The 23905-nt window shown below is 42.5% G+C and carries 19 protein-coding genes; 14 read left to right on the top strand and 5 right to left on the bottom strand.

What is annotated here, in order from left to right:
- Window positions 1-48: 48 nt before the first annotated feature.
- Window positions 49-2901 (bottom strand): bifunctional [glutamate--ammonia ligase]-adenylyl-L-tyrosine phosphorylase/[glutamate--ammonia-ligase] adenylyltransferase, encoded by a 2853-nt coding sequence (glnE, locus tag ORI98_RS04295; protein WP_306134379.1) that lies wholly within the window; start codon window positions 2899-2901, stop codon window positions 49-51.
- Window positions 2902-3068: 167 nt separating this feature from the next.
- Between glnE and ORI98_RS04290 the strand changes: the two genes are divergently transcribed.
- From ORI98_RS04290 to ORI98_RS04255, 8 genes are all read left to right on the top strand, one after another.
- Complete coding sequence (locus ORI98_RS04290) at window positions 3069-4034, top strand: hypothetical protein (protein WP_261297118.1); 966 nt, start codon at window positions 3069-3071, stop codon at window positions 4032-4034.
- 12 nt (window positions 4035-4046) lie between these two features.
- Window positions 4047-4946 (top strand): DUF350 domain-containing protein, encoded by a 900-nt coding sequence (locus ORI98_RS04285; protein WP_261297119.1) that lies wholly within the window; start codon window positions 4047-4049, stop codon window positions 4944-4946.
- 5 nt (window positions 4947-4951) lie between these two features.
- Window positions 4952-6730 (top strand): polyamine aminopropyltransferase, encoded by a 1779-nt coding sequence (locus tag ORI98_RS04280; RefSeq protein WP_306134378.1) that lies wholly within the window; start codon window positions 4952-4954, stop codon window positions 6728-6730.
- A gap of 78 nt (window positions 6731-6808) precedes the next feature.
- The gene (locus ORI98_RS04275; RefSeq protein WP_261297121.1) at window positions 6809-7222 is read left to right on the top strand and encodes a YjfI family protein; all 414 of its coding nucleotides are present in this window, start codon (window positions 6809-6811) and stop codon (window positions 7220-7222) included.
- A 10-nt stretch (window positions 7223-7232) separates the two neighbouring features.
- Window positions 7233-7922, top strand: a complete 690-nt coding sequence (locus tag ORI98_RS04270; protein WP_261297122.1) for a PspA/IM30 family protein — start codon at window positions 7233-7235, stop codon at window positions 7920-7922.
- Window positions 7923-7928: 6 nt separating this feature from the next.
- On the top strand, window positions 7929-8582 hold the full coding sequence (locus ORI98_RS04265) for a hypothetical protein (protein ID WP_261297123.1): 654 nt from the start codon (window positions 7929-7931) through the stop codon (window positions 8580-8582).
- Window positions 8583-8600: 18 nt separating this feature from the next.
- Window positions 8601-8927 carry a hypothetical protein gene (locus ORI98_RS04260; protein ID WP_261297124.1) on the top strand — a complete coding sequence of 109 codons (327 nt, stop codon included), beginning with the start codon at window positions 8601-8603 and terminating at the stop codon, window positions 8925-8927.
- Between the two features lie 112 nt (window positions 8928-9039).
- On the top strand, window positions 9040-9849 hold the full coding sequence (locus ORI98_RS04255; RefSeq protein WP_306134377.1) for an ion transporter: 810 nt from the start codon (window positions 9040-9042) through the stop codon (window positions 9847-9849).
- A gap of 88 nt (window positions 9850-9937) precedes the next feature.
- On the opposite strand, the gene mrcB is transcribed toward ORI98_RS04255, so the two are convergent.
- The 3 genes from mrcB to ORI98_RS04240 all read right to left on the bottom strand — a co-directional run bounded on the left by mrcB (window position 9938) and on the right by ORI98_RS04240 (window position 17268).
- Window positions 9938-12235, bottom strand: a complete 2298-nt coding sequence (mrcB, locus tag ORI98_RS04250; protein ID WP_306134376.1) for a penicillin-binding protein 1B — start codon at window positions 12233-12235, stop codon at window positions 9938-9940.
- Between the two features lie 41 nt (window positions 12236-12276).
- Window positions 12277-14847 (bottom strand): ATP-dependent helicase HrpB, encoded by a 2571-nt coding sequence (gene hrpB, locus ORI98_RS04245; protein WP_306134375.1) that lies wholly within the window; start codon window positions 14845-14847, stop codon window positions 12277-12279.
- A gap of 120 nt (window positions 14848-14967) precedes the next feature.
- Complete coding sequence (locus ORI98_RS04240; RefSeq protein WP_261297128.1) at window positions 14968-17268, bottom strand: bifunctional diguanylate cyclase/phosphodiesterase; 2301 nt, start codon at window positions 17266-17268, stop codon at window positions 14968-14970.
- Window positions 17269-17547: 279 nt separating this feature from the next.
- Between ORI98_RS04240 and thpR the strand changes: the two genes are divergently transcribed.
- Window positions 17548-18120, top strand: coding sequence for an RNA 2',3'-cyclic phosphodiesterase (gene thpR, locus ORI98_RS04235; RefSeq protein ID WP_261297129.1), 573 nt, complete (start codon window positions 17548-17550; stop codon window positions 18118-18120).
- A gap of 73 nt (window positions 18121-18193) precedes the next feature.
- On the opposite strand, the gene pepB is transcribed toward thpR, so the two are convergent.
- The gene (gene pepB, locus ORI98_RS04230; RefSeq protein WP_261297130.1) at window positions 18194-19468 is read right to left on the bottom strand and encodes an aminopeptidase PepB; all 1275 of its coding nucleotides are present in this window, start codon (window positions 19466-19468) and stop codon (window positions 18194-18196) included.
- Between the two features lie 157 nt (window positions 19469-19625).
- Between pepB and sfsA the strand changes: the two genes are divergently transcribed.
- From sfsA to folK, 5 genes are all read left to right on the top strand, one after another.
- On the top strand, window positions 19626-20330 hold the full coding sequence (gene sfsA / locus ORI98_RS04225) for a DNA/RNA nuclease SfsA (protein ID WP_306134373.1): 705 nt from the start codon (window positions 19626-19628) through the stop codon (window positions 20328-20330).
- Between the two features lie 117 nt (window positions 20331-20447).
- Window positions 20448-20891 carry an RNA polymerase-binding protein DksA gene (dksA, locus tag ORI98_RS04220; protein WP_261297132.1) on the top strand — a complete coding sequence of 148 codons (444 nt, stop codon included), beginning with the start codon at window positions 20448-20450 and terminating at the stop codon, window positions 20889-20891.
- A gap of 66 nt (window positions 20892-20957) precedes the next feature.
- Complete coding sequence (gene gluQRS / locus ORI98_RS04215) at window positions 20958-21827, top strand: tRNA glutamyl-Q(34) synthetase GluQRS (protein WP_261297133.1); 870 nt, start codon at window positions 20958-20960, stop codon at window positions 21825-21827.
- Between the two features lie 111 nt (window positions 21828-21938).
- A complete protein-coding gene (gene pcnB / locus ORI98_RS04210) occupies window positions 21939-23384 on the top strand; it encodes a polynucleotide adenylyltransferase PcnB (protein WP_371931113.1) in 1446 nt (481 codons plus the stop codon).
- Complete coding sequence (gene folK, locus ORI98_RS04205; protein ID WP_306134372.1) at window positions 23384-23887, top strand: 2-amino-4-hydroxy-6-hydroxymethyldihydropteridine diphosphokinase; 504 nt, start codon at window positions 23384-23386, stop codon at window positions 23885-23887. Before pcnB ends, folK begins: the two co-directional genes overlap by 1 nt.
- Window positions 23888-23905 lie beyond the last annotated feature (18 nt).

Genomic DNA, 23905 nt, shown 5'->3' with positions numbered 1-23905 from the left:
CTATAAACTTAAGCAGTATTGAACAGTTTAATCAAATCGATTTAAAAATTAATATTGCATTTCAAGTATTTGACGATAAATTTCAATCACAGTATCGGTTTTTTCTGCCACGATTGCATTTTCAAGCTGACCACTCATTTGTTGTAGCGTTAGCTCATGATTTTTATCGCGAAGCCAACAATAGGTTTGAGTTAAATGTTGCGCTTGCATAACAGGCATCAACTCTAAATCAGCTAACACCTCAAAAATACGCACATTGTCAGACCATACCGTGAGTTCTTGATATTCATGGGAATATGCTAACACCATAAACTGGGCAATAAACTCAATATCGGCAATGCCACCTGGACTTTGCTTTAGATTGAACATACCTTCACTTGATTGTAGTAAATGATCGCGCATTTTAATACGCATCTCACGCACAGCGGTCGCCAGTTCATTTTTATCACGTGAATTTTGCAACACTTGAGCACGTAACAGGCTAAAGCGATGGGCTAAGTCATTATCGCCAAACACAAAACGAGATCGAACTAAGGCTTGATGCTCCCATGTCCATGCCTCTTGATTTTGATATTCACCAAAACGCTCAATTTCACTGACTAATAACCCCGAGGCACCAGAAGGACGTAAACGCATATCGACTTCATATAATTCACCCGAGGTTGTTCGAGTGGCAAATAAGTGCACTATTCGTTGAGCCAGTTTTAAGTAAAAATGGCTGCTGTCGATCGGACGGTCGCCATCTGTACTACCTACACTGTTATTACTATGTAAGAAAACCAGGTCTAAATCAGAGCCATAACCCAGCTCAATACCGCCTAACTTACCATAACCAATTACCGCAAAACCCATTTCATTCTGGTTAGTGCCAGGCGGTACTCCGTGCCGTGCTGCAACTTGATGCCAAGCATGCAGCACAACCTGTTCAATAATGGCCTCTGCTAAAAAGGTTAAGTGATCACTCACCTGCATGACAGGTAACACCCCAGTGACGTCAGCTGCGGCAATTTTTAATTGCTGCGATAGTTTAAATTGACGTAAGGCTTCCATTTGCTGTTCCATGTCATCTTCCGGTACACGTAACAGATACTGGCGAAGCTCGCTGGGATAATCATCAATCGAGGTAATATCGTATAACTGCGCTGGGTCAATCAGCTCATCTAATAGCATTGGGAAGTTAGCAAGCTCTTTTGCAATCCAAGGACTTGCACAACATAAACTAACTAATTGTTGACGCGCACCTGGATTTTCACACAGTAACTCTAAATACGTGGTGCGGGTTAAAATTTTATCTAACACATTAGAAACTGGTTTAAATGCCGCGCTCGGTTTGGTTTGCGCCATCAATTCTTCAAGCAACTTTGGCATTAAACGGTCTAGCGTTTCTCGGCCTCTTGGCCCAATTGAGCGTTTAGAAACCGTATTACGCCAATCGCTGAGCAGCGGCCATAACTCAGGATCTTCAATTTGTTGTTCCTGTAATAAGGAGTCGGCATGGTCATCTTGTTGGATATTCCAAAACAAGCTTGTCCAATGGTCGTTGTGTTCGTGTGAATCACTGCCACCGACTGTCGCATTAAAATGACGATGAATTTTGGCCATTGCCGCTTCGATGTGTGTCCGTAAATCGGTTTCGTTGGTTAAATTCATGCTGTAACACAAACGTTGCCAATCTAATGGATTGTTCGGTAAGGTTTGGGTTTGCTTATCATCAATGGCCTGCAGTAGGTTTTCCACACGGCGTAACAAAATATAAGAATGCTTCAGCTCATCAACCGCCAAATACTCTAGTTGCCCCAAGCTATATAAAATATCAATCGCCCCGAATAAACTTTGCTGACGCAATGCTGGTTCCCGTCCACCACGAATTAACTGGAAGCTTTGCACCACGAATTCCACTTCACGGATCCCTCCCGCCCCTAGCTTAATGTTGTCGGTTAACTGACGACGTCGCACTTCTTGGGCAATCATCTGTTTCATTTTTCGAAGGGATTCAATAGCAGAAAAATCGATGTAACGACGATAAACAAATGGGCGTAATAAATCGTGTAATTCATCACAATAGCCAGTCCATGGTCCTAAAACACGCGCTTTAACCATAGCATAACGTTCCCAATCCCGGCCTTGTTCTTGGTAATAATCTTCAAGGCCTGCAAAGCTCACCACTAAAGGCCCACTTTCACCATAAGGACGTAAACGCATATCGACACGAAACACAAATCCATCGACGGTGACTTGATCTAACAAATTAACGAGCTTTTGCCCCATGCGAATAAAAAACTGTTGGTTGGCAATAGCACGACGCCCACCGATGGTTTCACCATGTTCGGGAAAGGTAAAAATCAAATCAATATCAGAAGAAAAATTCAGCTCTCGGCCACCTAACTTACCCATACCTAAAATTAATAAAGGCTGTGGTTTACCTTCTGCATCTGAAGGTGTTCCCAATTGCTTACATAAATCCAGGTAAAGCCAATCTCGCGCCGCAATCACCAGCGCTTCTGCCAGTGAAGATAAATCAACTAACGAGTCTTCTAGTTTTGAATAATTAGCAAAGTCTCGCCAAGCCAAACGCACCATTTGTTTATTACGATATTGCCGCAATGCCGACTTCACTTGGTCTTCGGTTGTTAAATCGGTCAATATTTGATGCAGTTCTTTATCGAAGTCAGCTCGAACAACTTCGTCAAGCAAACCATTAAAAAGCTCTGGGATCCATTCAGGATGACGATTAAGTTGCTCAGCAATATAATCACTTAAACTGAAAATAGTTTTGATTTCAGATTGCTGACTATCGGTAAGTGATAAAGCCTCAGGCCAGAGGTCGATTAATCTTAACCAGTAACTTTCTGCTGCTTGTTGCATTTGTGCAGATAATACCTTGTTACTTTGTAATGGCATGGCGATAATGGTCCTTTGATTAGATTCAAGGTTGGACATATTATGTCAAGAATGTTATATCTTGATGCAGAGATAATATTTATAGTCTCAAGATACTATACCCTGTCGCAAACGCACATTAAAAATTGCACTCTATGCGCATGAATTTTATAACACTTGGAGAAAACATGGCTGGTAACCTCCCCCGTGTATTCACGTTTTTCATCATCCTTTTTCTTGGCCTAAATTTAACAGGCTGCGGTGATGATCGACCTGAGCAAATCGCAAAATATCAACAGCTAACCACGCAACGTTTAGCGCAACTGAAAAGTGGTCTGGAGGGCAATCAGCTACGCAATGCCACGTTATTGCAGCAATATAGTGATTTACTTGCTAAACAAAGCCCTGACCTAGCACCGCTTTTGCGCGAACTAGCGCTAGATGGCACGACGCAAGGTCCTATGTATCAATCTTTACTGCGTAGAAATAATGACTTGAGTAATGCGGCTAATTTTATCGATTTAGACCAGCAACTCGCAGAAGCGGAAAATGTCTACCAAGCCACGGATCCAAGTTTATATAACGACATGTTATCTGATCCCGTTAACGTGGTTGCAGACTTATCTAACGGTAAATTGGCAAGGGTGAATTCAATCAGCCGTGAAGCGGCCGCATTGGCAAATGGCAGTGAAGATTTTGGCCCTGGTAGCCAGTTGGTCGGTAATCCGTCTTATGGCAGTTGGCAGTCAGACTCAAGCGGTACCTCCTTTTGGGCTTGGTATGGCATGTATGCTATGTTTTCTAATGTATTTCAACGCCCGATACGTTATGACAACTGGTCAAGCCGCCGTAACTACAGTTACTACAATGATGTAGGTAGATATCGTTACACTTCACCAAAACAAGCCACGGCACAAAATAATACTTATCAACAAACAAAAAAGACTTTTGAGCGCCAAGGCAAACGCTTTGACAGCCCCTATGCCAAACCCAAAACTGGCTCAACTAGCTTGTCTCGTCAAAGTGCCAGTGCGCCAAAAGCAAGTACAACCACTCGCACATCAACGAGTAAGTTTCGCTCAAGCTATTCAAAAACTAGTAGTTTCCGTAATTCAAGTAGCCGCACCACTCGCGGCATTAGCCGTGGTAAATAGGTAGGACTGACAATGACATTTCTTCAACATTATGGCATCACAGAGCCACTATTAATTATTCTTGCAATTGACTTAGCCATTGCAATCGTTCTATTAGCCTTGATGCGATACCTTCAAGGTTGGTCAATCAAGGTCAACAGTACTAAAGAGCTTGCTGAGCGCGATAATTTTGCGTTTGGTATCAGCACGGCTGGTGCCGTGGCTGCACTTGGTATTGTCCTTACCGGCGCAATTACTGGAGAGGCGGCATTATCGTACACCACCGAAGCAATCGGCATGACTGCATACGGTTTATTCGGATTAGTACTGATTAAATTAGGTCGTTATCTACATGATAAAATTGCGTTAAATGAATTTCCTAAAAATGAAGAAATTCTCAAAGGAAATGTATCCGTTGCCGTTGTCGATGCAGCTGCAGCCATCGCTACAGCAATTATCATTCGCGCAGTATTAATGTGGGCAGAAGATATTACTATAGATACTTTTATTGCCATTTTCAGCGCATTCTTAGTATCACAATTAATATTGGTGTTGCTAACCCGCTTACGTGAAAGCCGCTATGCCAAACGTAACCAAGATGCCTCAATGCAACAAGCCTTAAAGCAAGGACAAACCGCCTTAGCTATCCGTCACAGTGGTTATATGATTGCCATGGCGTTAAGTTTTAATGCAGCAAGCCACTTTATTTTGTATATCCCTACAGCATATTTAAACAATATTTTTGGCTGGTTAGTCTTCTCATTTGTCATGCTAGTGCTAATGAGCCTAGTTATCGCCTTAGTTAAAAAGTTAGTCTTGGCGGGGATCAATTTAGCCGAAGAAGTCGAAAAACAACACAACATAGGTATCGCCGCAGTTGAGATGGCGATCAGCATTGCTGTAGCCTTAATCTTAACGGCGTTAATGGCATAATAACGATGTCTGACACTTTGCTTGAAGCACAACAACCTCAATCGGCACAGGAGGCGCTCAAGCAAAGTGCTGCTGCGGCCTCTTCTGTACAGCTTACTAAACGAATTACCTGGTTTGATGATGCCTTACTGCTGGGGATTATGGCGCTGCTTGCCGGCTGTGGGTTAATCTATGAGTACTTACTATCACACTATGCGGGACGTATATTAGGTGCATTAGAAGCCGCGATTTATACCATGATCGGCTTAATGATTGTCTCTATGGGTATCGGCGCATTTGCCGCCCGCAAAATCAAATGTGCGTTTACTGGTTTTGCTATTTTAGAGCTCTCGGTCGCTTTGTGTGGCTCGTTTGCCATCATTATTACGGCAGCTGTTATTGGTTTTGGTCAACAACTCCCTTTGGCAATCGCTAACACCTTAGGTTTACCTCCAGATCAACTGCCAAATGGCGGCTTTATTGCTAGTTTACAAACCCTTAGTGAATACCTTCCTTACTTATGGGGCGTACTATTGGGCTTGATGATTGGCATGGAAATCCCTCTGATAGCCAGAGTAAGACAGTCATTATCTGAAGCCCATTTACTGCATAATGCTGGTACGATTTATGGTGCCGATTATATAGGCGCGGGTATTGGCGCAGCGATTTGGGTGTTTTTCATGTTGGCGATTGATATCCAACTTGCAGCCGCCCTCACCGCCAGCGTCAACCTGATTGCTGGAGCCATTTTTATTTGGCGCTTTTGGCATAATATAAATCATGCCAAATGGCTGCTTGTCGGCCATATCATTGCCAGTGTTTGCATTGGACTGTTGGCAACCAAAGGGCCACAGTGGGAACAACACTTCAATAACTTGCTCTACAAAGATAAAGTTGTTTATGCAAAGTCAACCCGGTTTCAACAACTGACTTTTACTGAGCGCTTAAGGGGCAATGGATTAGCGCCAGTCTATAATTTATATATTAATGGCAGACTGCAATTTTCCAGTAGTGATGAACATATTTATCATCAGTTTTTAGTCCACCCAACACTGGCCGCCAGTGCGCGCCATGATAAGGTACTGATTATTGGTGGTGGTGATGGCCTAGGTTTGAAGCAGGTATTAGATTGGGAGCCTAAGTCGGTAACCTTAATGGATTTAGATAAAGATTTAGTCAGTTTATTTAAGTCCCCCCCTGAGGATATGCCAGCTTTCTTAAGCAAAGCTATGCTGACATTAAATGGTAATAGTTTAAATGATCCACGGCTAACGCTCATTAACGATGACGCATTTAACGGGGTGGAAACGTTAATTGCTGATGGACAGCATTTCGACGCCATCATTGTCGACTTACCCGATCCCAGTCACCCGGATTTAAATAAACTTTATTCCGATTTATTCTACCGCAAGCTTAATGAACTACTTAGTGCCGATGGTATTGTAACCGTGCAATCCACCTCTCCATACCATGCGCCGAAAGCGTTCATTTCTATCGGTAAAACCTTAGCATCTGCTGGTTTTAACGTAGACCAGTTCCATCATAATGTACCCAGCTTTGGCGAATGGGGGTGGAGTATTGGCAGTAAACAAGGTTTATCACCTAAAAACAGGTTAGCGTCACTTTCTCAATTACCGATAAAAAGCGACTGGTTAACCTTAGGCCTCGTCAATGGTGCATTCGAATTTCCGGGAAATTATTATGCGGAACAGCAAGATGTAAAAATTAACGAAATCGGTTCATTGCAACTTTATCATTATCATTTAGCTGCCTGGTCAGAAAATGAAGCGATGAATCTTTTTTAATGGACACGATAGTGCTTGACATATTATGTCTCGATGCTATCTTTGAACACAGACATAATATGTCAATTAAGGACAACTATGAACATCCATACTATTGCTAACCATTTAAATGGTCTTTGTGACAAAAGTCGTACCGGTTTTCAATTTGATTGTTACCCGATTGACGGTGATGTAGAAGTACTTCAAGTCAATGTTGTAAGCCGTGAAGAAATTCCGGTTTTTGTCTCAGTCACTGACAACCAAATATTGTGTATCAGTTATTTGTGGGGCGAAGATGAAGTTAATCAATCTCGTCGTGCAGAAATGTTTGAGACCATGTTAGAGCTCAACATTCCTATGCCACTGTCTTCATTCGCCAAAATTGACGATAAATATGTGGTGTATGGCGCATTATCAGTCGAATCCAGTATGGAAGAGATTGAGCAAGAATTAGCAGTACTTTCAGACAATTGTTTGGAAGTGATCGACGAACTCTCAGAGTTTTTGAATTAAGGAGTCAATTATGGGCATTTTAAATAAAATTCTTACCGCATTTCGTGGCGGTGCAACAGAAGTAGGCCAAAGCATTGTTGACGCAAACTCAACACGCATTTTTGAGCAAGAAATTCGTGATGCAGAAAAGCATTTAACCAAAGCCAAACGTGAATTAACTGACGTTATGGCCAAAGAAATGCAGGCTAACCGTGAAGTCGACCGCTTAAAGCGAAGTATTGCTGAGCATGAAGGCTATGTGACTCAGGCTTTAGAGAAAGAAAACGAAGCCTTGGCCATCGAGATTGCTGAAAAGATCGCACAACTTGATCAAGAGCTATCTGAGCAACAAGCTGCAAATGACAGCTTCAGCTCACATGCTGTTCGTCTTAAAGATTTGGTTAAGAAAACTGAACGTCAGCTATCTGATTATCAGCGCCAATTAAGCATGGTAAAAACCACTGAAAGCGTACAGAAAGCGACGGCAACCATTACTGATTCATTTGCATCTAGCAACTCAAAACTGCTGAATGCTAAAGATTCATTAGAGCGTATTAAAGCACGTCAGCAACAGTTTGATGATCGCTTAAAAGCCTCTGAAACCTTGGCGGAAGAGAACAGCGATAAGTCTTTGCACGCTAAGCTGGCAGAAGCGGGTATTGGTGAACAAAAATCGAGTGCTAATGCAGTGCTTGATCGCATTAAAGCAAGAAAAGGTTAATTGACTATGGGATTTTTAAGCGGTCTATTTGGCAAAAAAGAAGCCCCTAAGCGTCTGCTTGACCATCCCAGTAAACTGCTCAAGGGTGATATGATCACCCTTGATGACAGTTTTGCTCTGCCTGCGCAACTGCGAGGGCAACAGTTAAAGGTTGAAGCAATCCATACCTATGAATATCAGCGTTCTCAGCAATGTGAATACTTATTACGCGGCCATAGTGACAATGCCATTTATATGTCTTATGTGGTTGAAGACGAAGCCTATTTAAGCTTTTCTATCAAAATCAGTCGCGCTGTGGTTGAACAGCTGTTTGACTTAGATGCTTTTGCTGAAATATTTGAAGAACCCGGCAAGGCTAACCTGACCCCAGAATCTTTACCTGAAGAATTAGCTGAAACATTCAGTCAATGGCTCGCTGACGATTATCATCAAGTGGAGTTTGCAGGTTTTGGTTATTTTCACCGAGAAGATTATCGCAATCAAAAGCCACCTCAAGATGAAAATGGCGCCAGAGGTGAAGCCTTCGAAAGTTATTCATTGATTAATAGTCAGGAAACGCTTGCTGTTGATATTGAAGTTTATGACGGTGGAGATACAGAAGTAATGCTCACCTTATATCGTCCACTAACTGATATTCGTGAATACTGGCCTGCGAGTTAATCAAGGAGAGTCGCCTCTATGAGTAAAGGCAAACCATTACCAGAAAAATGGTTAAATAATCAAAAAGCCGCAAAAGCCACTCAAGTGGCTTTTGATATTGATGAAAAGTTTCAATACTCCATTCGCAAAGCGGCACTTGATCGAGGTGTTAGCCCTTCGGATCAAATAAGAACTATTCTGGGTTTATCGGTTTCAAAGCGCCCTAAACGACCAAGGCTGACGGTTTCTTTAAGTGGTGATGATTATATTTTGTTAGCGCAAAAATACGGGTTAGACTCTGATGCCCAGCTTGAAATCAAAAAACGCGTCCTTGATGATTTAGTACACTTTGTCGATAAAAAGTAATGATCAGATAGTCCGATATTAATTATTAAAACGCGCTAGACTTTTGCCTAGCGCGTTTTTTATTATGGGGAAGAGAAATTGCCTCAGATTCTACTTATAAACGGACTTTGTCATGTTCAAAGCTAAACGATGGTCATCCAAAAAATTTAACACCCTTGAACCCATTGAATTGGCAATGATGGTATTGTCCTTTTTCTCTGTCATCATAGTGCTCACAATAACATTTGGTAAGCTCGAAAAAGAAACTTATCGCCTGTTGTTATATATTGACGGTGCTATTTGCTTTATCTTCATGTCCCGCTTCTTTTGGGAGTTACATAAAGCACGCAATAAAATGTATTTCCTGCGCCACCACTGGATAGATTTTCTTGCCAGTATCCCCGCGATTGAAGCCTTAAGAATTGCCCGCGTATTCCAAATTCTTCGGGTGATAAGACTGATCCGCATGAGCAGCTCTATTCTTTGGCCATTATTAAGACAAAAAAAACAAGCTACACTCGCAAGCCTTTTATTAGCCACTGTGTTGATCTTAGCTAATGCCTCCGTACTGATTCTATTGGTTGAAAGTGGTAATGAAGGCGCCAATATTCACACTGCCGAACAAGCCATCTGGTGGGCACTAGTGACAATATCAACTGTTGGTTATGGCGATTTCTATCCAGTTAGCACTTTAGGTCATGTCATTGGTGGCATTGTCATTATCAGTGGTGTCAGCTTTTTCGGGGTCATATCGGGTTATATGGCTTCAGTATTTGTTGCTCCTGATGAGCAAGAGCGCAAAGAGTCACAACAGGAATTGATTAGAGTTGAGTTAGAGCAAGTATTGTCTCGAATGGAAGCCAATCAGCATCAAATGGAAAAAAATCAAACTGAAATGTTGAATGAAATAGCTCAACTTAGGAAGGAATTAGCCAAGAAATGAAGCTATTTATTTTCTATTCCAATTCAAGATAAACCCTACAGGCAGCTGCCTTTAAGGTTTATCTTGATTGAAAATGTTAATTAAAGCATTACTCGCCTAACAGCTTTTGCCACCAAGACAAGGATTCGCCACAATTAGCCGCAGGTTTATAACTGACATTGTGGGCGGGTAAATTAATCACATTATGGCAATTAGGCTGCATAGGCGCACCATTAGTGCGATCAAAGTAGCCATTCACAATGCCTTGAACTGGTGACATACGTAAACTCAGCGGTGGTCGCTGGTGTAAAAATGCCTGATAAACTGCCATCGCACCGCTACTGCCGTACAAACCTGTTTTACTGTTATCGTCTTGTCCAACCCAAATAGCCGCAACATTTCGCTCATCAAAACCAGCGAACCAAGAGTCACGACTATCGTTACTGGTTCCCGTTTTACCGGCTAATTTCACCCCTGGGAATGCAGCCCCTAAACGTTTACCTGTGCCTTTGGCAACAACTTGGTTCATGGCGTATTGAACGAGGTAATCTGTCGCGGGATCTATCGCCATTTCACTCGCTGAATGTGTTACTGCTAATGGCGTATTTTGGCTATCCAAAACCGCAGTAATTGAGGTTAATTTACGGTAGCGGCCTTCATCTGCGATCGTTTGATAAACCTGTGCCACCATTAATGGCGAGCCATTCACTGCGCCAAGTAACATCGATGGATATGGGGCAATGGGTTCATTCCAACCTGCTTTTTGCATGGTATTGGCAACATTGTCGACACCAATGGCGAGACCCGCATTCACAGTGGGTACGTTCATTGAATTAGCAAAAGCCTCTAATAAAGATACCTCTCCACTAAATTGCTTATCAACGTTTTTGGGGGACCAAGTTTTGCCTTGCTCATTTGTTAAGGTAATTGGCTTATCAGCTAATGGGCTAGCTAAACTAAACTTATCTCCTTGTGCTAATGCTGTGGCATACACAAACGGCTTAATTAACGAACCGATGGGCCGACGGATCTCAACTGCACGGTTAAAACCTTCAAAACCAGGTTGTTTATCACCAACCATTGCGGCAATACCACCGGTATACTTGTCTGTTAAAACCATCCCCACTTGAACATTTTTAACCCGTTTGTCTAAAGATTTTAAGGTTGAGACTACGGCTTTTTCAGCCGCATCTTGGGCCATAGGATCTAAAGTGGTGTAAACCTTAACGCCAGATTGATTTAATAAACTGTCACCATAGCGATTGCGAAGTTCGTTTTTAACCACGGCAAAAAAAGCAGGTAGTTTTTGATGAACCGATTTTTTACCGTCTCTTAAACCTAATGGCGATTCTGCTGCCGCCTTGTACTGAGCGACAGTCAACTTATCGTTTTCCATTAATATACGTAATACAAGATCACGTCGCTCCTGAGCACGCTCAGGGTAACGCCATGGATTGTAATACGATGGCCCTTTAATCATTGCCACTAAAAAAGCTTGTTGAGCAACTGTGAGCTCGGCTATAGGACGTCCAAAATAGAATTGCGACGCTAACCCCATACCGTGTACACCGCGGGCTTTATCTTGGCCCATGTAAACTTCATTTAAATATGCTTCTAAAATTTCATCTTTGCTGTAGCGAAAATCAATAATAATTGCCATTAAGGCTTCACGGGCTTTTCGAATTAGCGAACGTTCGCTGCTTAAAAAGAAGTTTTTGGCTAATTGTTGGGTTAAAGTTGACCCGCCCTGTACTGCTCGACCTGCGGTGATGTTTACGATGGCTGCACGCGCAATCGCAAATGGGTTTACGCCGTGGTGTTCATAGAAGCTTCGGTCTTCAACCTGTAACAGCGACTCAACAATTAAACTAGGCATTTCAGTTGTTGGAACAAACAGCCTATCTTCGCCATCGCCCGCAATAATACGATCGAGTAATACGGGTTCTAAATGAAACACGGCTAATTCGCGTTTATCACTCATACGTTTGACGGAATTAACCCCTAAACTATCAAAACTGATCATTACCCGTTGCTCAGCTTGATTGCCTTCTGGATGTAAGAAAGGACGACGCCATAGCTCAATGCGAGTACTCGAGGCTGAAAACTCACCAACTTGGCGAGGATTGCTGACCTTGCGATAGCCGAGTAGTTTCAACTCAGCCATTAACTGTGGATGGTTTACTGCAGCACCAGGATAAAGCGCCATAGAGCGGCTGAAGATTTGTGCAGGTAGATGCCACTTTTGCCCTTCAAATTTTTGCGCGATAATTTGATCCAAATAAATGGCATAAAACGTTACAAAAGCAATGCCGATTAATGACAGTTTCCATGTCAATGACCATAGGCTTCTTAGCCAACCTTTACTGCGATTTTTGGGGTGCTTCTTTGTCGATTTATTTTTTGCCATGTCTCTCTACAACGTCATGCATTAGATAGGTTCTAACGGGCTTATAAGCCTGGGGTTTTCTTTTTAGTAAATTTGGTCGCGGTGGTATTTACAGGATCATCAGGCCATAAATGTTTTGGATAACGGCCACGCATTTCTTTTTTTACTTCAGTATAAGGTCCTTGCCAAAAGCTGGCTAAATCTGCGGTTGTGGCTAGCGGTCTCTGCGCCGGTGACAATAATTCCATGGTTACGGTTAATTTGCCATTAAATAATCTTGGACTTTGCGCCATTCCCAATGCTTCTTGCAGTCTGACGCTAAGAAATGCTCTTGCTTGTTGATGTTCAAAATAAGCCTGTCCATGCTCATCAACGGGTAACTGATATCGAATTGGCGCATAGGTTCCTGTTGCCATTAGCCAGCGGGTTGGAGCCACATCATTCAACGCTTGTTGTAACTCCCACGATAAATGATTTAACAGCAGTTTATTGCAGTCCAATTTGGCTAATTGTGCCAGATTACGTACATCGGTAAGATAAGGTGTTAGCCATTTTTCAATGCTATCCATCAGACCTTCATCACTGTAATCAGGCCATGCTAGATGCTCCGACAAACAGCTGGCAATGATAACTCTTAATTGCAGCTGCTTAACATTGTCATCCATATTTAAAATAGACAGTCCCTTTTGTCGCACTAAAGCCACAAGAGCGCTGCGGATATCATCGGCACTGATGCTATTATCCGTAACAGATTTCAGCACAATACTGCCAAGTTGCATTTGCGTTTCAGCAAAAAAACGCCCCTTAATATCATCCCATCCACTTACCCTTTGGGTTGTAACTAAATGCGCAAGTTCGTCATTAATTAAGCGTTCATCCAGCGCACAAGCAAGATAGACTCTACCAGCATTTCGACCTTGAGTTTCTTGAAAATCAGCCACCACTAGCCAAGGTGCGTGGCAAAGGGGATCTTGTGGGTCAAGGGTAACTCCCGTACCATTACTGAGTAAAAACCCCAGTTTCCCGCGGGCTTTAGCAATTCTATCTGGATAAGCTAATCCTAAAAGATGCGCAATATCGTAATCATTTGCCCCACTTAAGGCTTGTTTCAAATCACCCTGTAACGACAATTTTTTTTGCCAAACCTTTGCCTGCTGCCCCATTTGCCCTTGGATTGCCATCGATAAATAACCACTGATGTCCGCTCCTTTTGCAGGCAATCCCCGCGCCTCAACAATAGTGGCCAACAAGCAGGCAAGTAATGCAAAATGCGGCGTGGTATTTATCTGTGAAAGCACTTTAGCTTGCAGCAACATATGAGCTAAACGAGGGTGGCAACCTAAGTGATGTGCCTCACGGCCCAACATGGTTAATTTGCGGTTTTTATCCACCAGCTCAAGCTGCTGTAATAACTGCCACGCTAATTGCTCATTTACTTTAGGTGCTGGGGTAAGTAAAGCTAAATCGCTGAATTTTTGGGCTCCCCAACATGCACAATCTAAGGCCACACTGGTTAATTCAGATAACACGATTTCAGGTTGGGTGACTTGTAATAAGCGGCCTTGTTCTTCCTGGCCCCATAATCTCAGTGCTTTACCTGCAGATAATCGCCCAGCTCGGCCACTTCTTTGTATGGCAGATGACTGGCTAATTCGGGCTAAACTGAGTTTTGACACGCCGGTTTTTGGATTAAAACTCGCACTGCGTTGATAGCCACTGTCGACCACCATGGTAATACCTTCGATGGTTAAACTCGACTCAGCGACGTTAGTGGCTAAGACAACTTTTCGCCATCCCGCTGGCGCGATTTGAATGGCTTTATCTTGCTCAGCGGGGCTTAAATCGCCATACAAAGTACACAATAAAATATTATCAGTCAGTTTGGGGGCGAGTATTGCAGCAAGTCGATTAATTTCGCCTTTACCTGGCAAAAAAGCTAGCAAAGAACCTAGCTCACTACTATGGGTGTTTGAGATGGTCATCCATTCAGTAATTACTTTTGCCATATGGCTTAACCAATCGGTTGCAGCGCCCATCGGGACATATTCGACATCCACAGGAAAACTGCGGCCTTCACTGAATACCACTTGCGCATTAGGCATGATATCTTGCAGTGGCAAGGCCGATAATGTGGCCGACATCGCCAGTATAATCAGATCATCACGTAAAGATGATTGCACCTCTAATGCAAGCGCCAAACCGATATCGGTAGGCAAATGGCGCTCATGAATTTCATCAAAAATGATCATATCAACGCCCGCTAACTCAGGATCGTCCTGGATCATTCTGGTTAAAATACCTTCAGTGACCACCTCTAGCTGAGTATTAGCACTCACCTGGCTGTCACCACGAACTCGATATCCCACTTGCTGGCCAACAGGTTGCTGCAGTTGCTTGGCAATGAATTTAGCAATATTACGCGTAGCCACTCGCCGCGGCTCCAACATTAATATTTTCCCTTTAATAAGACCTGATTGAAGTAAAGCTAATGGTAAGGCTGTCGACTTACCCGCGCCTGTAGGCGCTTGAAGAATGATTTGATTAACGCTCTGAACAGCTTGAAGGATTTCAGGGAGTACCGTCGTAATAGGAACATCGAAAGCTGAAAGGGTCATATTGGTTACATCAGTCATTGGCTAACTTTCAAGTAAATAGCCGTTAAGGCCGTTTTAGGCTATGCGCTTTATGGGGTGCAGGAATATCACTGTAGGCAAGTTTACTGACACTGACACTTATTGCAAATAACAACCAGATTAAATATCGTAAATCACTTCATCGGGTGAATGCAGAGCTAACCAAGGAGAACGGATCCCCGATTCAAGTGTAGATAAAGGGCAAGGTTTATTGATGGCATAACCTTGGGCATAGTCAACCCCTAATGATTTCAGTTTTAGGCCGATTTCTGCGGTTTCGACAAATTCAGCGATCACTTCAAAATCCATATCTTTTGCCAACTGGCATATCGCTGAAACAATCGCTTTATCACTGCGATCAGAACAAACATTCACCACAAACTGACCATCAATTTTGACAAAATCCACATCTAACGTTTTTAAATAGGCAAAGCTGGAAAAACCTGATCCAAAGTCATCTAGCGCTAATTTACAGCCTAATGGACGCAATAAGTCAATTAATGCAGTGGCTTGATCGAGCTGGCTGACAGCGGCGGTTTCGGTTATTTCAAAACACAATTTATCAACTAATTCTGGCTCTACCATTAAACGCATCTCAAGCCAGCCCATAAACTTTTGGTCGGCTAAAGACATAGCAGATAAGTTAACGGATACCATCGACATTTCACGCCAAATGTTAAGGTTTGCACCGCCCCATTTAAGCAGATTATCAATAACCCATTGATCCACTCGCGAGGCTAAATTATAACGCTCGGCTGCGGGTAAAAAGATAGCTGGCGACACATAGGCACCATCTTCTTGTACCATTCGCAGCAAAATCTCCATATGTAGACCATGTTCATTTTTATCAAGCGGTTCAATTAATTGATAAAATAATTCAAACTGATTAAGTGCTAGCGCCCCAGTGATATCAACCGAGGCTACCATTTGGGTATACAGGATGTGGACTTGTGGGTCATCTGAATTAAAATAATGCCATCGGTTTCGGCCCTCTTCTTTCGCTAATCGACATGCAGCATCGGCTTGGCTCATCACCTCATATATGTCTTTCGAGTTATGATCAAATGTCGAAATACCTATGCTCATGCTGACATTATGTTTAACTTTCTTCCATTTAAACTCATGCTCCGACAACTGTTGGCATATGCGTTTTGCCACTTGTTTAGCCGAAACATCGTCAGAGTAGTACATCAAAATACCAAACTCATCACCACCTAAACGGGCAACAACATCGCCTTTGCGCACCAATTGCTTAAGTCGTTTAGAAACCTGTAGCAACAATTCATCACCCGCTTGGTGACCACTAAGATCATTCACAACCTGAAACTGATCTAAGTCGAGAAATGCCACACATGCAGGAATATCTTCATCATTGGCCAGAAGTTCATCCAACATACCTTCAAATTGCACTCGATTAGGTAAACCCGTTAATGCATCATGGTTTGAATGAAAAGTCAGTTCATCAGCCAATCGATAACGTTCAGTGACATCTTCGACCATCAGTAATAGTTGTTTTTGCGAGTTCAAGGCATGACAAAAACTCATTTTATACCAATGAGTCGATAACCCTAATTTTAAAGGAACCTCACACCATGCCTGACGCAGTACGCCTTGCCTCACTATGTGCAGGGTATCTTTCAATAACGCATGATCATCGTGTCTCAGGCCATCAAATAAGCTTTGACCAATTTGAAACTTAAGCATATTTTCAGACACGTGATTTTGTAACACCACTTTATCTTCAACATCAATCAAGGCACATGCCATAGGCAAATGACTAAACAACTCTTGATATTGTTTCTCTTTACTGTCGAGTAAAGTCGACAATCGAGTAAGCTCAAATGCACTTGCTAGCTGAAAACAATGCTCATCTAACATTGACTGCCAAAAGCTTTCGCAGCTCAAGGGTTTCTCCTGCTTAGAAAGCGTTTTCGCTGGCTGAAACGTCATAGCAATTAATACCATAGTGACATTGCCAACGCACACAGCAGGAGTGATTTCACCATGAAGTATCCGCACGCTTTTATCTAGGTGCTGACGTAAATGTAGCGATATTATTTGGGCTTGCTGACTATCTGGAGAGGTTAATTCTTGAAAAATATGTACAGGCTGTTGATGGTTTAATAACGCATCAATTAGCGTTTGGTCGCTTTCAATCTTCTTAGTTAATTGACTTTGAAACGATAAATAATCACTAAAATGACTGACCACTGTATTAATGGAAGTATCCACTATCTCTAAACTGGCTGAAAAAGTATTATTGCTATGGCAACTTTTAATCGCAATAACCGCATCACAATTAAGCTGTTTACACACAAATGCCAACACATCATCCAGCATCATAATGGTGGTGTTTTCATTCTCCTGTAAAGAGCCATTCGCTAATGCTAGTTTCAACAATTGTGGGGTACTTTCAGCCATTCATCAACTCAATTAAGTTAGCTTTAACATCTTCGGAAAATCTACTAAAACAGCAGATTCAACCCATATACACACATGATAATCTGTCCCTGATCTGCCAACCAATTTTGTTGTTATGCCACCCAAAAATGTCCGGGACATATTTTTGTTTGTTGATTAATAATCACTCAACAATAACAATAGTAGAAAACAAGGTGTTAGTCAGTAAGACATCATGTTATTTTTTCATATTATGACACTGTATAACTCGACATTAAGAGAAAACGAAAGAAGCGCAATATGCAAAATACCACTAAAAGGTTATTTCTTGGGTTTAGCGTCAAAAAAACACTACACTGTCAATTTATTGATATACAGCAAAAGCTTACACCATACATTAATACAGAAGCTTTAACAGTATTACAACCCAATATACATATTACCCTTGGCTTTTTGGGTCAGGTAAAAATATCTTGCATACCTGCGCTATTGGCTGAGGTCGATTCACTTTACAAACCGTCATTTGAACTTATGTTATCTGCAATATCTTGGTGGCAAAAACCACAAATCATTTGTTTACAAGGCCAGGCTAATGCATCTCTTTTAGCCATGGCCTCAGATGTTGCACAGATAGCGGCTAAGTTCGACTTATATCAGCACTCGTACAGTTATTGCCCTCATACCACCTTATTTAGACAGGCAACCAATCTGGCTTTACCTCAACACCCCATCAAAGGTTTACATGATAAATTACCCATTCATGTTTCAGTGTCACAACTGCACTTATATGAATCATGCAATACCACCTCTGGTGTGCAGTATGACATTTTACACAGCTGGCAATTGGAACAAGATCAACAAACACAAAAATAAAAGCCATCTTACGATGGCTTAATACTTTTAAGGATGAGCTCTACATAAAGAGTAAATCTATCGGCACTATTGCTTAGCGCTTTAATAACTCAGCAACGGTTAGTACTCCGTGAGCTGTTGCTCCTGCCCCCCAAAGGCCTGTTGCTGATGATTCAAATGCCGCCGCTAAGTCAATATGCAGCCAGTTTGCATTGGGTGAAACAAAGCGCCATAAGAAACCCGCCGCATTAGATGCGCCGCCCGCACCGCCACCTTTAACTGGGCGGCTATTTGCTGTGTCAGCATACGCAGATGGACACGCATCACGATGCCAAGGGTCTAATGGCAATGGCCATACATTTTCACCCACTGCGGCGGCACATTGCTGCGCCATTTTGATAGTCTCGGTTTGTGGCGAGAAAATCGCATTATATTCATTACTCACAGCCATCACAGCTGCACCGGTTAATGTGGCTGCATCAATAATTAATTTCGCGCCAGATTCAGAGGCAGCTTGTAAACCATCAGCCAGTACTAAACGACCTTCAGCATCCGTGTTAACAATTTCTACTGTAGTACCATTTTTGTAGGTAAGAATATCACCCAGTTTGAATGCATGACCACTGACTAAGTTTTCTGCACAACACAGATACAGTTTAACGCGCTTATTCAAACCTGACTTTATCGCTAACCCTAAGGCTGCGGTTACCGTAGCGGCACCACCCATATCACATTTCATCGCCAACATGCCTTCTGAAGATTTTAGGCTATATCCCCCCGAGTCGAAGGTAATACCTTTACCGACCAACGCAACATCCACAGGCGCGTCTGCCGATAAAGGGTTAAAATCTAACTCAAGTAATGCTGGCGGACGATCACTGCCACGACCAACCGCATGAATACCAACCCATTTTTTCTCTAATAAAGCCTGACCTTCAATAATATTAAAACTAACCTTGTCACCACCGATCGCTTTTAGCCAGTTAGCCGCTTGAGTTGCTAAAGACACTGGTGAAAGGTCCTCAGGAGTATCATTCGTTAATTGACGAGCAAAATTTGCCGCTTCAAGACGATGCGCTAAGGTTTGTTGTTGTTTTTCATCGCCACACCAAAGTACTTCATAACCTGGTTTTGCCGTAGCAAACCCTTGGGCAAACACCCACTGTAAATCTATCGTCCATAAATCACCTTCAAGTTGAACTTGATTTATACCCTGACTTCGAATTTTACGCGCTGCCATTTGCACTTGGCGTAATGGAGCATTGCCATTTAAATGAATAAAGCTTGTTTGGCCTTCAAAGGTCACATCGGCTTTACCCCAATGCGAAGCTGGAACTGATTGGGTTAAGGTGACGGTCATTACTTGCATGATAAATTCCTTGTTTGCAGCGACGGTGGGGGATGTCAACATGAAAGACTAAATATAACTAAACTGACATCACGAAATTGAAACAAGTATATCAGCAGTCACATTCTTTTATCTAATGCTGTATGGTTGCCATTATTTACAGTAAAAATGTGACACTATGGACTTTACCCCCCCTTTACAACATGGCCGTTTAATCAAACGATATAAGCGATTTTTAGCTGACATCATATTAGATGATGGCACCGAAATCACCATTCACTGCCCCAATACTGGCTCAATGAAAAACTGCTTATATCCAGAGCAAAGCGTGTGGTTCTCGCAATCTGATAATCCCAAACGTAAATACCCATACACTTTTGAAATAATGCAATCAGATGAACATCATCTCATTGGCATCAATAGTGGTAGGGCCAATGCATTGGCAGAAGAAGCGATTAATAAGGGGATCATTGATGAACTAAACGGCTACACAAGTTTACAGCGGGAAGTCAAATACGGAGAAGAAAATAGCCGAATTGATATTCTTTTAACTGGTCAAGATAAACCTAAGTGTTATATTGAAATCAAGAGTTGTACTTTGTTAGAAGAAGGAGTGGGTTATTTTCCTGATGCTGTTACAACGCGGGGACAAAAGCATCTGCGAGAACTCATCCAAATGGTACAACAGGGCCACCGCGCTGTATTATTGTTTGTGGTACAGCACAGTGGGATCTCAATTGTAAAACCCGCTGAGCATATCGATCCTCTTTACGCAGACTTACTCAAACAAGCAATTAAATTAGGCGTTGAAGTTCTGGCATACCAAAGCTCCATTTCACCCCATGCCAGTGGTATTATCGGTCCATGCAAAGTAATTGTGTAGATCAAATAAAAATGATTTATCCAGTAAAAAGTTTGCCTCGCTATACAGATTCTGGTATAGATAGCGGCCGTAAAATTAAGACGCAATTTAAACGCAAACGATAACAGGAGATGCGTTATGCCTGAAGGCACGAAAAAACTTGGCGTACTCGCTATCGCAGGTGTAGATCCTTACCAAGAGAAAGCCGGTGAGGAGTATATGAATACCAAGCAACGTGGTCACTTTAAGCTGATCCTCGAAGCATGGCGTAACCAATTGCGTGAAGAAGTAGACCGTACACTGACTCATATGCAAGATGAAGCTGCTAATTTTCCAGATCCTGTCGATCGTGCAGCTCAAGAAGAAGAGTTCAGTTTAGAACTTCGCGCTCGTGATAGAGAACGTAAGCTCATCAAGAAGATTGAGAAAACATTACAAAAAATCGAAGAAGACGATTTTGGCTTTTGTGACTCATGTGGTATCGAAATTGGTATCCGTCGTCTTGAAGCAAGACCAACTGCTGATCAATGTATCGACTGCAAAACACTAGCAGAGATCAAAGAAAAGCAAATGGCTGGTTAAATACGTTTAGGGCGAGATTAATCTCGCCCTTTCTATTTATCACCCTCAAATATTATTGCAAAAGATATGTCATATATCGGACGCTTTGCGCCATCTCCGTCAGGTTCACTCCATTTTGGTTCATTAATTGCCGCTCTTGGCAGTTATTTGCGCGCCCATAGTTTATCGGGACAGTGGCTGGTGAGAATGGAAGATATCGATCCCCCTCGCGAAATAGTAGGTGCCAGTGACGACATACTTCGTACACTTGAAGCCTATGGTTTGCGTTGGCATGGTTCAGTCTTATATCAAAGTAAGCGAAGCCAAGCCTACCAAGATTGCATTGAACAATTACTTATCAACAACCAAGCCTATTTTTGCCAATGTACACGTAAAATGATTCACGCCATGGGCGGGGTTTATGATGGTCGTTGTGGTTCAGGATTAAAATCGTATTCAAGCGGAGCAATCCGTGTACGTAACGCCGCAAAAGTGAATCATTTTCACGATATTAATAGGGGTGATATTCATGTTGAACAAGCGTTTGCTGCTGAAGACTTCATTATAAAGCGCAGCGACGGACTTTTTGCATATCAACTTGCGGTGGTCTTAGATGATGCCTTTCAAGGTATCACTGAAGTGGTCAGAGGCAGCGATTTATTAGAAGCGAGTTGCAGACAATTAAGTTTGTTCGATATGTTAAATGTACCTGCTCCGGCATGGTTACATTTGCCGCTAGCTTGTGCCAAGCCTGGGTTCAAACTCTCGAAACAAAACTATGCCCCTGCAATTGATATCAAGGCACCGCAGCAAAGCCTTAATGCCGCGTTAACCTTTTTAGGACAAGCCACTGTCGATGTAGATCATATCGATGTGATGCTTACCCAGGCCATTAGCCAATTTTCGTTAGCGGATGTACCAAAACAAGCAGAAATAATCTTGCCGCAAACAGCTTAGTGCGTGTCATAGCTAAAAGCTGCGAATGAATTTAATCCACAGCACTTATCACATTCCCTATCTACTCATTCGATCGCAATTGGTATATCATACCCGCCAGATTTTTAATCAATGAATTTAGCTTCAACGAGGTGTATTATTTTTCGCCGTATTAGTCAGTTCTGCAAACAATTATTTGATAATAAAGCAGCACCCGAGCTCGAAACGCCGTCTTTAGAAGAAAATGGCTTACGTTTGGATATCATTAACCGTGATAGCCACGATATTTCGCGCCGTCAAATCAGTGAAAATGCACTCAAAGTGCTTTATCGACTGCACAAGTCAGGATTTAAAGCCTATCTCGTGGGCGGTGGTGTTCGTGACATCTTATTAGGTCTAGAACCCAAAGATTTTGATGTAGTCACCAACGCAACCCCTGATGAAATTAAAAAGCTGTTTCGCAATTGCCGTTTAGTTGGGCGCCGTTTCCGTTTAGCGCATATCGTGTTTGGACGCGACGTGATTGAAGTGGCTACCTTCCGTGGTCATCACGGTGAAAACAGTGACAACATTTCCAAATCGAATGCCGAAGGTCGTCTTTTACGCGACAACGTTTACGGTGAAATTGATGAAGATGCCGAGCGACGTGACTTTACCGTAAACGCGTTATATTACGATATCAGTGACTTTTCTATCCGTAGCTATGGCGGTGGCATTGATGACTTACATGCCCGTAAAATCAAGTTAATTGGCGATCCAGAAACTCGTTACCGTGAAGATCCCGTGCGCATGTTACGCGCAGTAAGGTTCGCCACTAAACTAGACATGCAGATCGAAGCCATTACAGCGGCCCCGATTAAATCATTAGCGCCGTTATTAGCAGATATTCCTGCTGCGCGAATGTATGAAGAAGTATTAAAGCTTTTCTTTGCGGGTAAAGCCCAGGCTAATTACCAAATGATGCAAGATTTTGGTTTGTTTGCCCCTTTGTTCCCGCAAATTCAAGGTGTGATCTCTGAATTCCCCAAAGGTCATGCGGCTAAAATGTTAAATTTGGTTATGCGCAGCACTGATGAGCGTGTCAACCAAGACAAACCTGTTACCCCTGCATTTTTCTATGCCGCGATATTATGGTATCCGTTAAAACAACGCGCTGATGATATCGCTCTCGAAAGTGGCTTGCCTTTGTATGATGCGCAAGTTGCCGCTATGGGCGATGTTATGGAAGAGCAGTGCAGAACGATTAGTATCCCACGTCGCTTTAGCACACCGGCAAAAGATATTTGGTTACTGCAAATAAGATTTGAACGCAGTCAGGGAACTCGTGCATTTAAGCTATTAGAGCACCCTAAGTTCCGTGCCGCATATGATCTACTTTTATTACGTGGTGAAGCAGAAGGCGGTCATACGGCTAAACAAGCTAGTTGGTGGCAAGCCTTTGTTGAAGGCGATGAAGCACAACGTAATATCATCGCAAAAAGCTCAAACAAAGCCGGCGGTAACAGAAATCGCAGCGCCACTCAACGCAAAAGAAAACGTAAACCAGCGGCAAAAAGCCCAGATACCTCGGCAGAATAATGACCTTAGTTTATGTTGCTTTAGGCGCAAACCTTGAACAACCTGTGCAACAGCTTAATCAAGCTGTTGCTGCATTGACAAAGATAGCTGATTTAGGCGAACTCACCGTTTCTAGCTTTTATAGCTCAACACCTATGGGCGACATAAGCCAGCCAGATTATATCAATGCGGTTGCCCGATTTCAGACTCAGTTAGCCCCTATCGCGTTATTAGATGCGCTACAAAATATTGAACAACAACAAGGGCGAGTTAGAAAAGCACACTGGGGACCTAGAACATTAGATCTTGATTTGTTGTTATATGGGCAGCAAATGATTGACCAACCCAGACTTCAAGTGCCGCACTATGGTATGAAGCAGCGCAGTTTTGTACTGGTACCTTTAGCTGAGATTGCAGAAGATTTAATCTTACCTTGTGGTCAGGCATTAACATCTTTGTTGACCACAGAAATGCACCAGTCACTGCACAAATTATCCAGTAAAGAGTTGATTTTGCCACTTTAGAGTATATGCTCTATAGCG

It is taken from the genome of Shewanella sp. ULN5 (assembly GCF_030731885.1).
GTDB classification, from domain to species: Bacteria; Pseudomonadota; Gammaproteobacteria; order Enterobacterales; family Shewanellaceae; genus Shewanella; species Shewanella holmiensis.
Note: the sequence above shows the minus strand (reverse complement) of the source record. Positions and strands in the feature narration are given on the sequence as shown.